The sequence below is a fragment of the Pseudoalteromonas sp. SIMBA_162 genome (assembly GCF_046535955.1).
GTDB lineage: Bacteria > Pseudomonadota > Gammaproteobacteria > Enterobacterales > Alteromonadaceae > Pseudoalteromonas > Pseudoalteromonas marina.
On the sequence record NZ_JAWJBQ010000002.1, the window covers coordinates 186,042 to 199,822 of the forward strand.

General features: G+C 39.3%; 12 protein-coding genes. 5 read left to right on the forward strand and 7 right to left on the reverse strand.

Going from position 1 to position 13,781, the window contains the following annotated elements:
- Positions 1–39 precede the first annotated feature (39 nt).
- Positions 40–945 (reverse strand): tetratricopeptide repeat protein, encoded by a 906-nt coding sequence (locus R0J88_RS02460; protein WP_058429898.1) that lies wholly within the window; start codon positions 943–945, stop codon positions 40–42.
- A gap of 393 nt (positions 946–1,338) precedes the next feature.
- Here R0J88_RS02460 and R0J88_RS02465 point away from each other — a divergent pair, with 393 nt between their 5' ends.
- Positions 1,339–2,370: a LacI family DNA-binding transcriptional regulator gene (locus R0J88_RS02465; protein WP_006792638.1), complete on the forward strand. Its 1,032-nt coding sequence runs from the start codon at positions 1,339–1,341 to the stop codon at positions 2,368–2,370.
- 51 nt (positions 2,371–2,421) lie between these two features.
- On the opposite strand, the gene gtfA is transcribed toward R0J88_RS02465, so the two are convergent.
- Entirely contained in the window at positions 2,422–3,891 is a 1,470-nt protein-coding gene (gtfA, locus tag R0J88_RS02470; protein ID WP_410898966.1) for a sucrose phosphorylase, read from the reverse strand.
- A gap of 176 nt (positions 3,892–4,067) precedes the next feature.
- Between gtfA and R0J88_RS02475 the strand changes: the two genes are divergently transcribed.
- From R0J88_RS02475 to R0J88_RS02485, 3 genes are all read left to right on the forward strand, one after another.
- Complete coding sequence (locus R0J88_RS02475; protein WP_006792636.1) at positions 4,068–5,297, forward strand: MFS transporter; 1,230 nt, start codon at positions 4,068–4,070, stop codon at positions 5,295–5,297.
- 167 nt (positions 5,298–5,464) lie between these two features.
- Positions 5,465–7,861, forward strand: coding sequence for a TonB-dependent siderophore receptor (locus R0J88_RS02480; RefSeq protein WP_008127784.1), 2,397 nt, complete (start codon positions 5,465–5,467; stop codon positions 7,859–7,861).
- 127 nt (positions 7,862–7,988) lie between these two features.
- Positions 7,989–8,936, forward strand: a complete 948-nt coding sequence (locus tag R0J88_RS02485) for a carbohydrate kinase family protein (protein WP_410898967.1) — start codon at positions 7,989–7,991, stop codon at positions 8,934–8,936.
- 95 nt (positions 8,937–9,031) lie between these two features.
- Here the strand turns inward: R0J88_RS02485 and R0J88_RS02490 are convergent, their stop codons facing one another.
- From R0J88_RS02490 to R0J88_RS02505, 4 genes are all read right to left on the reverse strand, one after another.
- On the reverse strand, positions 9,032–9,436 hold the full coding sequence (locus R0J88_RS02490) for a hypothetical protein (protein ID WP_006792633.1): 405 nt from the start codon (positions 9,434–9,436) through the stop codon (positions 9,032–9,034).
- A gap of 170 nt (positions 9,437–9,606) precedes the next feature.
- Entirely contained in the window at positions 9,607–9,987 is a 381-nt protein-coding gene (locus R0J88_RS02495) for an STAS/SEC14 domain-containing protein (RefSeq protein ID WP_410898968.1), read from the reverse strand.
- A gap of 103 nt (positions 9,988–10,090) precedes the next feature.
- Positions 10,091–10,783 (reverse strand): cupin domain-containing protein, encoded by a 693-nt coding sequence (locus tag R0J88_RS02500; protein WP_410898969.1) that lies wholly within the window; start codon positions 10,781–10,783, stop codon positions 10,091–10,093.
- A 77-nt stretch (positions 10,784–10,860) separates the two neighbouring features.
- The gene (locus tag R0J88_RS02505) at positions 10,861–11,484 is read right to left on the reverse strand and encodes a glutathione S-transferase family protein (protein ID WP_410898970.1); all 624 of its coding nucleotides are present in this window, start codon (positions 11,482–11,484) and stop codon (positions 10,861–10,863) included.
- A 204-nt stretch (positions 11,485–11,688) separates the two neighbouring features.
- Between R0J88_RS02505 and R0J88_RS02510 the strand changes: the two genes are divergently transcribed.
- Positions 11,689–12,216 carry a TetR/AcrR family transcriptional regulator gene (locus R0J88_RS02510; protein WP_248518795.1) on the forward strand — a complete coding sequence of 176 codons (528 nt, stop codon included), beginning with the start codon at positions 11,689–11,691 and terminating at the stop codon, positions 12,214–12,216.
- Positions 12,217–12,284: 68 nt separating this feature from the next.
- Here the strand turns inward: R0J88_RS02510 and R0J88_RS02515 are convergent, their stop codons facing one another.
- Positions 12,285–13,751 (reverse strand): carbon starvation protein A, encoded by a 1,467-nt coding sequence (locus R0J88_RS02515; RefSeq protein WP_305397979.1) that lies wholly within the window; start codon positions 13,749–13,751, stop codon positions 12,285–12,287.
- Positions 13,752–13,781 lie beyond the last annotated feature (30 nt).

Sequence of the window (13,781 nt, forward strand, 5' to 3'; positions counted from 1 at the left end):
AAGGAGAGCATACGCTCTCCTTTTTCAAACGGTCAAGGCCTATTGACCTAAAAAGCGACCTTTAATTGTCCCTGTAACAACATTAGGTATCATACCTGGAGAGTTTCTATTAAATTGTATATAACAACCATTGCCCGCATCTGAACATACCTGACCTTGTATTCTAGAAACAGTGCTTCTACCGTCATAATCCGTAGTCTTTAGTTTGGCAATCAAATCTTTAATTTCTGAATGGACGTCCAATAATACAGGATCTAAACGCTCAATGTCTTGACTTACCTTTAAACCGTCAATGTTTATATTTTGCTGTTCAATTATTGCAACTAATTTATCTAATTTTTCTTGCGCACCTTCATGACCACGAATAGCAAGCGTTTTATGCATTTTAGCTGACTGATACAAACTAGCTTCAGTACCTATACCATGTTCATAAAAAACAGCTAACAGCTCATAAGCTGGCAAATAAGTTGACTCTTTTGCCTTAATTAGCAGATCGAATGCTAATTTGTCTGAATTTTTATTATTTTCAGCAAACAACTGTTTCGCCCTATCAACCAAAGCTGGCGGAAAACCTCTATCAACAACTCGGTTTAATAACTCATCAGCTCTTGCTACATTTTTATCAAAAATGTGCCCTGTTCTATACCAACGCGAAGCCTGATGGATAGCAAAAGGGTCTTTCCACTTAATAGCTCTTAACATAAACTTTCTGGCATATGCGTCGTCTTGGCTTACGCCTTCACCGTTTGCATAAGCAATGGCAAGTAAGCTAGCAGCTTCGCTACTACCGTTAATGGCAAAATTTCTGAGCTTTTTGAAATCCGATGTACATTCAGCAGTTTCACACAAAGGAAGTGCGTCTGTATCCTGGTCTGTATTTGCATAAGCCAAATTAGCTGATAAGGCCGACGCTATAATTAAAGGTAAAATTTTAGCTATTCTCATTGTTCTCTCCATGGTAATGATTTTGGTGTACCTGATTTAGATTACAACAGTTTGTTTAAAAATCAAGCTTATTATTACAAGAGCATACTGAAGTTATTTATAACCTAAAACCATAATATATAACAAAATTTCATCACATAGTTATAAATTAGTAACTTTTTTAACATTATTATCGGGTAAAAATAATTTAACCCGTTCATGTACTGGCGCCGCAAATATTATAAAAATACTTTTTTTGCATAGGTATAAATTAATTGCGTTACTAATCGTTTTTAATTTAAATACAGCAATCTCATAACTAAAAAAATTAACGATAAAACCCAAATTTTTTATTATGTTAAACAGCTCAATATGTTAATTTGTGTAATGTAGTTTTACGGCAAAGAGTAGTTAATGAGTAAACAAATTCGATGGACCCTAAAAAGTATTGCTAAAGAGTTAGGTGTGTCTAATGCAACGGTATCTAATGCATTTAATCGACCAGATCAGCTCTCAGAAAAACGCCGAGAAGCGATACTCAAAGCCTGCAAAGAGCTTGGTTACTTTGGCCCAAATAAAGCAGCGCAATCATTAAGAAACGGTACATTTAACATTGTCGCCTTGGTGCTGCCCGACAGCGTTGAATACATGGTATCAGACCCAGTTGCCAGCAGCTTTATGCGTGGCGTGACTTCTGTACTCGAAAAAAACAATATTAACGTTTTATTGTTCTCTGGTAGTAACAATAACCTCAATAGTGTTGTTGATTTTGTAGATGGCTTTATTTGCTACGGTCGTCCTCGTAACCACGCATTAGTAGAGCAACTTAAAACAACGCCAAAACATGTCGTCACAGTCGATTTTGACATTAATCGCAATGCGTCGGTTAACATTAATAACGAACAAGCTAGCTACGAAATTGCCAAGCATGTTTTGCACAATATAAACGATAAAGTCGCCATTCTAGGGCTAAGACTTCTCGATGAAAACGTATTATGCCGCGTTTATGAACATCACGAGTTTCAAACCGGAGAGTCAATTTCTCATCAGCGTTTACGTGGCTATCAACGTGCATTAGTTGAGGCAAATATCAGTGTTGCTGACGATCGTATTTGGAACATACCTGAAAGCAGTGAGCGCTTTGCTAATATAGCTGCAAAAGAAGTATTATCAGCTTCACCTCGCCCTAACGTTATTATCTGTATGAGTGATTTAATTGCACTCGCCACAATGCGAGAGGCAATCAAGCAAGGTATAAAAATTGGAAAAGACCTACGTATTGTTGGATTTGATGGGATTGATGAAGCAGCACGGTTCGTGCCTAGGTTAAGTACTATTCATCAAAACAGTGAAGAAAAAGGCGTAATTGCTGCAAACTTATTTATTTCTAAAGAAAACAAAATACAAGAAGTCAGCTACGAACTCGACATTGGTGCCAGCAGTTAATAAAAAAGCCAAGCTAACTAGCTTGGCTTTTTGTTAAGCAAAACTCTATTCTTACAATAAAGAATCTAAACTTATCGATGTTTCTTCATCACCATTTACTTGCGTTATAAGGGCGGTTCTTGCTTCAAAATCAACACTTAATGAAATAGATTGCTCACCAAGTTGCCATGTTAAACAACACATACTGCCTTCACCTTGCGCTGAAAACTCCCCAGAAAACGCTGGGTGTTCATTTCGGATTTTAATCAGTTCAATTAAACCTTTTACAACGGGCTTATCAAGTGATTTGCTTATTTTATCTGCATTTAAATATGGGCGGTTAATATCACGGCCAACATTTGTTTTAGCTAAAAGCTCCATGTCGTTTTCGCATGCAAATAAACCACCGTAGTAAACTTGTGGAACACCTGGTGCAAAAAACTGAATGGCGCGAGACAATAAATAATCAAAATCTTTAGCCCCCAATGCGTTGTAATAAGTACAGTTAACTTGGTACAAATCAACATTACTGGCTGCAGCCCCAGTTGCTTGTCGGCTTTCGTTATTACTGTTTGCATGCATTGTTTCAACAAGGTTATCAATTTGCTCAGCGTTTAATAAACCTGGTTTGTCGCCCATTGGCCCAGCATCAATAATACCAATGCCGTCATGTGTATCGAGTACAGTTAAACAGTTACGTGGTGATATTTTTAGCCACTTTAAAAGTGCATCAACGTCGTTATTAAACAAGCTATGTAAAATAAGCGGCGGCAGTGCAAAGTCATAAACCATGTTTACGCGTTTAGCCACTTCAACCTGAGTTTGATAATGGCTGTGTATTTCAGCAATTGTTTCCATACCTAATTCATTTGCTTGCTTAGATAAGTTATCTAAGTAACCAAACGTTTCATCTAGCATAAAACAGTTAGTGCCCGCTTGCTTAATAGCATAACCCGCTGCATCTAAGCGAATAATATTTACATTGTTAGCAGAGAACTTGGTGAGTACATTATTTAAATACGCAACGCCAGCCTCTACCTTTACATTAATGTCAATTTGGTTATCGGTAAACGTAGTCCAAAAATCGTACGTTTCGCCATCACCACATTTCATTGGTGTAAAACAACTACCAGGGCGAGGACGATAAATTGCTTTTTGCTCTGCGTCGCTCATGCCATTTGGAAATACGTCTTCTTTGGTTAAAAACAAATCCCAAAATTCAGAGGCTTTACCTTTAGCAAGCACATCCTGAAACTGAAAAGATTGCGCCGAAACATGGTTAACAATTAAGTCAGCCATTAAATCATGGTTGTTACCAAGCGCTTTGATGTCCTCCCAAGAACCTATTCTTGAATCTACTTCACTATGGTCTATTGGGTCAAAGCCAGCATCACTGCCGTCAATTGGGTTATAAAATGGCAACAAATGCACACCGCCAAATACGCCTTTTAAAGATCCATTTAAAAGTGTAGTGAGTGCATTAATGTCTTGGCCAGTGATTCGATCAGCATATGTGATCAATTGAACTTTGTTTTGCATCATTGTGTGATTACCATGTTGAATCTTAATCGATTAAGATATATCTTTAACTAGAGAGTGAGAATTTACAAGTAATTTTTAAAAATTTTACATACAAATATCGTTGCATGAATAATACTTCACTAAGTAACTAACTGACTTAGCGCGTATTAGTCTGCATTTAACGAGGATTAAATAAAATGACAAAACCACACACACAAGTAAGCAGCGATCCGTTGCGACAAATACGCTGGCTCACATACATGATGTTTTTTATGTTTGCCATGACCTCTGATGCAGTCGGCATGATCATCCCTGAGCTTATAAAAGACTTTGGCTTAAGTATGACCCAAGCCAGTGCCTTTCATTATGCGCCAATGGCTTTAATTGCTTTTAGTGGACTATTTTTAGGCTTTTTAGCCGACAGCCTTGGACGAAAGCAAACCATTATGCTGGGGTTACTCATTTTTTCTGCGAGTTGTTTTTTATTTGCAGTAAGTTCTAGTTTTAATTTTTTCTTGGTACTTCTTTGCTGTATTGGTTTGGCAATCGGTTTATTTAAAACAGGTGCATTAGCTTTATTGGGTGATATTTCACACAGTAACGAAGAACACACCAAAACAATGAACAAGGTAGAAGGCTTTTTTGGAATAGGTGCTATTGTTGGTCCTGCACTGGTAGGTGTTTTACTCGTTCAAAATGTTAGCTGGACATACCTTTACATTATTGCTGGTGTTATGTGTTTGATCCTTGCGCTTCTGGCGTGGCGCGCAGATTATCCGCCAGTTGTAAAAACAACCGAAAAACCCGCTTCACTTGCCACCACCATGAAAATGATTAAAAACCCTTATGCACTGGGCTTTTCAATGGCTATCGCACTATACGTTGCAACCGAAGTGGCTATTTATGTATGGATGCCAACACTATTACAAGATTACACTGGTTCATGGCCATTACTTGCAACCTACGCATTAACCATATTCTTTATACTTCGCGCGGCGGGTCGTTTTATAGCGGTATGGTTACTAAATCGCTTTAGCTGGCAAGGCGTAATGACCTACCTAAGCCTTGGCATAGCACTATGTTATGTAGGCACATTAATTGGCGGTGTAGATTGGGCTGTGGGATTGCTTCCACTTTCAGGTTTATTTATGTCAATGGTTTACCCTACTTTAAACTCTAAGGGCATTTCCTGTTTCCCTGTTCAACAACATGGTGCTGTAGCCGGCGTTATATTATTTTTTACCGCATTGTCAGCAGCATTAGCCCCACTTTTAATGGGCATGATCAGTGATTACTTTGGTCATGTGCGTTACGGTTTTTACTTAGCAACTGGTTTTGCAGTTATTCTATTTTTGGCTATGCTATTTAATTATTTACGTGACCCATCAGCATCAGCTTTAGAGCAAAATAACGTAGTTACTAATTAATTTGATAATTATTTAACAAAAAAATTACCCTATAAATCAATGGGTGAGTAAAAAAAGAGCAAATTAATAATAAAATAATTTGCATCTTGTAAAAATTTTGTTATTTTTACTTAATCGATTAAGTAAAAATAAATAACCATTTAGGTTCAACATAACGAGGCGTTCACATGACAACACACAACACTCCTTTATATTTAATCAGTGCATTAGCACTTGCAGTAAGCCAAGGCATTAATGCTCAAGAAGCAGAAACAACTCAGCCAGAAGCATCACAAAACAAAGGACTTGAAACAATCGTTGTAACCGGTGTTCCACGCCGTACAACAATTATGGCTTCAAGCGTATCTGTAAGCAGTGTTTCGCTTGAACAAGTTCAAGTTTCAACACCTCGCTCTACCGCTGAAGCATTTAGGATCATTCCGGGTATCCGTTCAGAATCTACTGGCGGTGAAGGTAATGCAAACATTGCAGTTCGTGGTCTACCGGTTGCATCAGGTGGCGCTAAATTTTTACAGTTACAAGAAGACGGTTTACCTGTACTGCAATACGGTGACATCGCTTTTGGTAATGCTGATATTTTTATGCGCCTTGACAACACGGTACAAACGGTTGAGTCAATTCGTGGTGGTTCAGCGTCTACAGCAGCAAGTAATGCACCGGGCGGTATCATCAACTTTATCTCTAAAAACGGCGAAAACGAATCGGGCAGCGTTGCAACCACTGTTGGCCTAGATTTTGACAGTGTACGTACTGATTTTGAATACGGTACTTATTTAACCGACAGCGTTCGCTTTCATGTAGGTGGCTTTGTACGCCAAGGTGAAGGCCCACGTGAAACAGGTTACACTTCAAATAAAGGTGGTCAAATAAAAGCTAATTTGACTAAAGATTTCGAAAACGGCTATGTGCGTCTTTACTACAAACACTTAGACGACAAAAGCGTTGGTTACCTTCCAATGCCAATGTACTCAAATGGTGATTCAGTTCCAGGGTTTGATTCTCAGTCAGATACACCGCATTCAGCCTTATTTACTAAAACAGTTCGCTTAAATGGTCAAAACCAAATTAGCAATGGTGACATTCGCGATGGTATGAACCCAAATGTTGATTCTATTGGCTTTGAAGCTGTATTTGACTTAGACAACGATTGGCGTATTGAAAACCGTTTTCGTAAATCGTCAGTTGGCGGAAACTTTAATTCTATTATTCCAGCTGAAGTAGGCGATGCATCGGCAATGGCTGCAAGCATTGGCGGAGCAGGCGCAACACTGAGCAATGCAAACACAGGTGACGCATTCAATGGCGATTTAGCTATGCGTATCCATACGTTTGACGTAACAATGAATGACTTTGACTCTATTGTTAACGACTTTAAACTAACAAAATCGTTTGACGATGACACAAGCCTTACGTTTGGTTACTACGCATCAACGCAAAACATAGCGATGTCGTGGTTGTGGAACTCTTACGTTATGGAGCTTAAAGGTGACAATGCCGCACTGTTAAATGTAACGGCTGCCGACGGCACTGAGTTTTCAGAAAATGGTTTATACGCATACGGCACGCCATTTTGGGGTAACTGTTGTCAGCGCGACTACGACACTGAATACGACACACGTGCACCCTATGTTGCTTTCTCAACTAAACTTGGTGACTTGAGTATCGATGCAAGTGCGCGTTACGACAGCGGTGAAGCACGCGGTAATTACGCAGGAGCAGTAACATCTACTGTTGATATGAACCGTGATGGTGTTATTTCAGTACCCGAGCAGAATGTTGTCGGTATTGATCATGCTAACTCAAGCCCAGTAAATTACGACTGGAGCTACTCGTCTTACTCAATTGGTGCCAACTACCAAATAGACCCTAGCCTTGCAACATTTGCGCGTATCAGTAAAGGCGGACGTGCAAACGCTGATCGTCTTTTATTTGGTAAAGTACGCTCAGATGGCTCAGTAGCTGATGAAGATGCAGTTGATGAAGTAAATCAATTTGAGTTTGGTGTTAAAAAACGTTTTGACTCACTATCGGTATTTGCAACAGCGTTCTACGCAGAAACTGAAGAGCAAAACTTTGAAGCAACATCACAAAAGTTCTTCGACCGTGAATACGAAGCCAAAGGTATTGAGATTGAATCAACGTACTTCATGGATGCGTGGGATTTTCGTGGTAACTTGACGTGGACTGATGCTGAAATTGCTAAAGATGCACTATCTCCTGACGTTGTAGGTAACACACCACGCCGTCAAGCGGATTTAATTTACTCACTAATGGCTCGCTACAGCTATGAAAAAGGGGCGGCAGGTCTGAGCTTTATTGGTACAACTGACGCTTACGCTCAAGATAATAACGACCTTAAATTCGATGGTTACACACAGGTAAATGGCTTTGTAAGCTACGACCTATCTGAAAACCTTAGCCTAGCACTTAATGTTAATAACCTATTTGATACAGTAGGTATTACAGAAGCAGAGGAAGGCTCTGTACCAGCAAACGATATTATACGCGCACGTACAATTAATGGCCGTACAACATCACTAACGCTTAAATACGCGTTTAACTAACCGAGTCTGAGTGTGTTGAGCGCTGAAATGCAGTTTTATTTCAGCGCTTTATTCCCTACTCAACTTAAATTTTATTACTCTCCCTTACATTTAACCTAGCCTTGCTAGGTTTTTTAGGATTTATAACATGACCAAATTACTAAGCCTTGGCGAGCTGCTTATTGATATGTTGCCACAAGACTCACACAACACAGCGTATTTACCTATTCCTGGTGGCGCACCTGCAAACGTAGCAGTAGGCTATGCAAAGTTAGGTGGTAGCGCTGCATTCTGTGGTGGTATGGGTGATGATTACTTTGCCAAACAACTTACCGACGCGTTAAAGCAGTATAATGTCGGCACCGAGTATTTATTTACTATAAAAAATGCGCAAACAGCGATGGTTATTGTCAGCTTAGATGAAACTGGCGAACGCAGCTTTAATTTTTACCGCCATAACACCGCCGACCTACTCCTTGCTCCTGAACATTTACAGCAAATTCAGTGGGATGAAATAAGTACTCTACACTTTTGCTCAAATACGCTAACCAGTATTGCCATTGCAAACACAACATTGAGCGCTTTAAAACAAGCAAAAATTCATAATAAGCTTGTTAGCTTTGACGTAAATTTACGATACAGCCTTTGGCATAATATTCGTGATGTTGAGCCTAATGTGCGTGCCTGCTACGCCCATTGCGACATTATAAAACTATCACGTGATGAGTTAAATTTTTTAGCAGAACAAACCCGTCAATCAGGTGATGAATATCTACAATCGCTATTAGAGTTAGGCGTTAGTTTAATTTTCTTAACCGATGGACCCGAGCCTGCCACTGTTTACCATAAAACGTTTAACGTAAGTGAAGCTGCACCGATTATTAATGCAATAGATACAACCAGTGCCGGAGACGCGTTTATTGCAGGTGTGTTATATCATTTAAATCATTATAACGAGACGCTATTACCAATCGACAAACTCAATAATAAACAAGTAATTAAAGACGCATTAAGTTTTGGCCTTCGCTGTGGCTCAAAAGCCTGTTTATCAAAGGGTGCTTTTCCTGCATTGCCCGTTTTAGACGATGTACTTTGAGCTAACACACCCAGCAACATTTTAAAAATTAATCTAAAAAAGCCCCTGTAGATAAATACCTACAGGGGCTTTTTTAACTATTGTTAATCTGGATGTTATAAAGCAAGCTCTTCTTTAGCGCGCGTTAAGTTATGCGATACCATATCGTTGTTAGATAGTTGTTTTGCTTCGTATAGGTCAGCAAGGCCGGCCGTTTCGTTTTTAGCTTTTAGGCGCGCTACACCGCGATTGCTTAATGCAAATGATGTAAGCTGACGAACTTTAAATTTAGGGGCATCGGCATCTTGTAATAGTGCAATTGCTTTAGTACAAATTTGTTCTGCTTCAGCATAGTTTTTTGACTTAACATTAAGTGCACAGCTATTAAAAGATTGCTCAAGTGGCTGCGGCGCGGTTTGCGCTTCAATAACCATTAATTTGTAATCACTTTGATCAGCCATTGCAGCAGCTGAACATGTTAATAGTGAGCCAAGAGCGATAGTTTTGATAAGTGTTTTCATGGTCATAATCCTGTTAAGTTAAGTCGTGCTTGTTGCCGACAACTGAACTTTAGAGGATCCCTATAAAACCGACAAACGATAAAAACAAAACTAATAAGTGAAGAAATCTAACCTATAGACTTTAGTCTAATAACACTAGCCAAAACCCAAAATAACAGGCCCATTTAAAACTAGTGTTCAAGCCAATCAATTGCCGCAGTGGCATTCTCAAAGTAAGCCATTTCACCACAAATAATACGATTCCCCATGTTTGCAGCGGTTGCTTGCCATTTTTTATTACCGTAAATAGCCACTTTACTTAGCGCTTTATTATGCTTTATCCCTAAATTCAAATCGTCAAATATCGATTTAAAACCCACGCCCTTTAACTCAATGCCATCTATAAATAAATTAATAATCGGGTTGTTTACCTTTAAAAGCGCGGCTTCAATTTTAGGGGTGATTGCATTGTAATCAGCGTGCTTTAAATTACCCACGGCTTTTAACGTTATAAAAATTTCGCGTCCAGCGCCTTCTATATCAAGTGTTAAACTAGGAGTTAAATTTGCCATTACATTTGCTCATTCTTATAGTAAGTTTTGAGCATAAAGCACTTTATATTAATCAATGATGAAGCAAATCAACAAAACCGTATTTAAGCTGAGCTTAAGTTAATTAAGCTTGCTGCACTCGCGCAATTTGGTTATCTACATCGTTTAAATGCCCTTCTTTAACCCATAACTTAGCACCCAGCTTGCCTGCTTTTGCTAAAACATTAGAATTTACAGGCGTACGCAACCAGCTACTTTTTTCAAGCAAATCTTGCCCTTCTGTTACGGTGCCTTCAATTACTAACAACTCAGCTCCGCACTCAGCATCTAAAACAAACTGCGCATTAGGCGCTAAATGAATTAAGCTAACTTTCTCAAACTCATCTTTGTATAAAGGTGTTACCGCAACCCCTTGTTGTGTTGAGTGTTCAACGCTGCCCATAAAGTGAGTTTGCAACCGAACGTGTGTTCTATCCTGTGGCTGAAACTGCCAAAGCTTAACAAAAATTACACATCCCTCTTTTGAACCCGGCTTATGTTGTGATTGCGGTGGATTTCTGATGTACGAGCCCGCAGGAAAATCGCCATGTTCATCCTGAAAAACACCTTCTAACACAACAAACTCTTCCCCGCCGGTATGAACATGTTGCGAAAACTCACTACCTGGTGCATAACGAACAATACTCGTTGCACGCGCAACCTCATCGCCTATGCGATCAAGAGGTCGCCTATCAACGCCTGCCATAGGCGATTTTACCCAAGGTAATGTATTACTGTTCACCACTATACGCTGACTAAAATCGGCTGCTATTTTCATGCTTGCCCCTTAAATTTTTGTTTTGCCAATTAAACTCAATATACCGAGTTTAATTGACCTATTGAACCCACTTTTACTTATAAGCCCGCGACGCTTGGTCGAGCTGCAACTACTTTTTGCCACGCTAGCAAATGAGTTAAATGACTCGGTAGCGCAATATTGGCAAACCCAGCAAACACTAATCCAGCATAAAGAGTTACATCGGCAATACTAAAATTATCGCCCGCAACAAACCTTGATTTAGCGAGTATATCGTTAAAATAATTTAAGTTAGTACGCGCCTTTTCACCTTGCTTCTCGCCCCATGCAATATTTTGATATGTTTCAAGCTCTGGGCCTAACCCATCAGTAGCATGATGAAAATATGTTGCAACAGCATCAAGTACCATAGACTCAGCACGTTTTTGCATCATATTTATTACTGCGCGCTCTTTTGCCGAAATGCCCATCAATGATGGACCTGTAAAAGCAGCATCAATATATTCAGTAATTGCTGTGCATTCTGATATAAATGTTCCGTCATCAAGCTCTAATACTGGCACACCAGCCAATGGATTTTTAGCTAAAAAAGCCTCTGTCCGGTGTTCACCATTAAGCAAGTCTACTGGAATAAATTCAACTTCAGTTGTCGCATTTTTTTCTGCTAGCGCAATACGAATGCGAAGCGGGTTTGGAAAGTTTTCTACATCATAAATTTTCATTGAGTGTGACCTTTTTCAATTCACCTACCTACTGATAGATATTTATATTCTTTATACCAAACTAAGTCAAACTTTAAAATAACTACATAAGCAGAGTATTTGCTAACCGCATGAAACTTATTATTTTATTTATAAAAATAATAAGGCTTGAAAATAACTACCTACTGGTCGATAATTTTATGGTCAACAATAGGATGAAGATGTATGAGCAAAAAAGAGGCACTACTCAAAGCGGCAGAGAATAAAGTACGCCTAGGCGGATACAGCAATTTTAGCTTTAGAGAACTTGCTAACGAAGTAGGTATAAAAAGCGCCAGTGTACATTATCACTTCCCTACTAAAGCCGACTTAGGCGCAGAGCTTGCACATCAATACACTGATGCGTTTTTGCTTTCATTAGGGGAGCCCGCTGAGCTAAAAGCGCAAGGTAAAAACCCTATCGACTTTTATACGTCGCTATTTAGAGGCGCATTGGTGACCGATAAAAAAATGTGCTTATGCGGTTTACTTGGCGCCGAGAGTGACAGCTTACCTGAAAAAGTACGTGAAGAAGTAAAGCGCTTTTTCACTCAAAATTTAACCTGGCTAAGCGCAGCGCATTCGGTCAACGGTGAACAAAACCCACAAAAAGCAGCTATTCAAACGGTAAGTATGCTTGAGGGTGCGATGATGATCAGTAAAACACTCGACGATCACAGCTACTTTGATTTAGCAACGCGAGACAGTAATTAACCACACGTTTTAGCGCATAAAAAAAGCGAGCTTAAATAGCTCGCTTTTTAGTTTTACACGGAAATTATTTAAACTGCTGGGCTCGCTTTATGCTTAGCATGCACGATGGCAAGTATGATCAGGCCAACCACCGCGACCCCTGCACCTATGGGTTTACCTAAATCGCTCGATAAGTTAAAACCAATTGCAGCTGTTGTGATATACGACAAAGTCACAGCCGTTGCAATAACCGCAGGTATACTTGCAATCCAGTGAAAGGTGCCACGGTCAAACAAATATTTAGTAGCAAGCCATAGTACACTGGTAGAAAGCAACATATTTGAAAACGCAAAGTAACGCCAAATTAATGAAAAATCCAACTTGGTCATAAAGTAAGCAATAGTTAGAATAGGTAAAGCCAACAACAGACGATTACGTATACTTTGCGGAATATTAAAGGCATCAACTACCGTTAAGCGCAGTGAACGAAATGCGGTGTCGCCTGAGGTAATAGGGAAAACAGCAACCGCAATAATTGCCATAATACCGCCAAATACACCTAAGTAACTATTTGCAATATGGTTTACAACTAAGCCTGGACCACCTTGATCAAGCATTGCTTTTAAACCAGCATAACCTTCAGGGAAAGCCGCAATACCAGCCAATGCCCAAACACAACCAACAATGCCTTCACACATCATGGCACCGTAATACACCGGGCGTACGTATTTTTCGTTTGTTAAGCAACGAGCAATAATAGGTGCTTGCGTTGAATGGAAACCACTAATTGCACCACAGGTAATGGTTATGAATAATAAGGGCCAAGTTGGTAACCCGTCGGGGTTTGGTGATAAAAAGTCATGCGCGTGATCGGCTTCAAAATACGCCAAAAAGTCGCCAGCAACCGGTAAATGTGGCGCGTTAATTAGTAACGACACGGCAACAGCGACTGTCATAACAATCATTAACAAACCAAAAATAGGGTAAAAACGTGTAATGATCTTATCAATTGGTAACAGCGTCGCTAAAAAGTAATAAGCCAAAATAGCCAATACCCAAAAAGTATTATTGGCTAAAAATGTACCTTCAAATAAATTTAAGTTACTAAGTAAACCCGCTGGGCTCATTATGAATACTACACCAACAAAAAATAACAGCATTGCGGTGAAAATAAGCATAAAGCCTTTAAATACAACATTGTAATAGTGACCAGCTATTTCAGGTAAGCTTTTACCGTCTTCTTTTATACTCATTACACCTGAGAAAAAGTCGTGAACAGCGCCACCTAATACATTTCCTAACACAATCCATACAAGCGCAACCGGACCATATAAAGCGCCCAGTATAGGGCCAAAAATTGGACCCACACCCGCAATATTTAAAAATTGAATTAAAAAAGCACGAACAGGGTGAATAGCCACGTAATCAACACCTTCACTAAAGCGTTTTTGTGGTGTATCAACCGTTGAATCCATGCCTGCTTGTTTTTCTACAAATGGGCTATAAAACTTATATCCCAAAATTAATATAGTGAGGCAAATAAAAAAGATAATCATAAAGCACGTTTCTCTTTTGTATGTGTATTT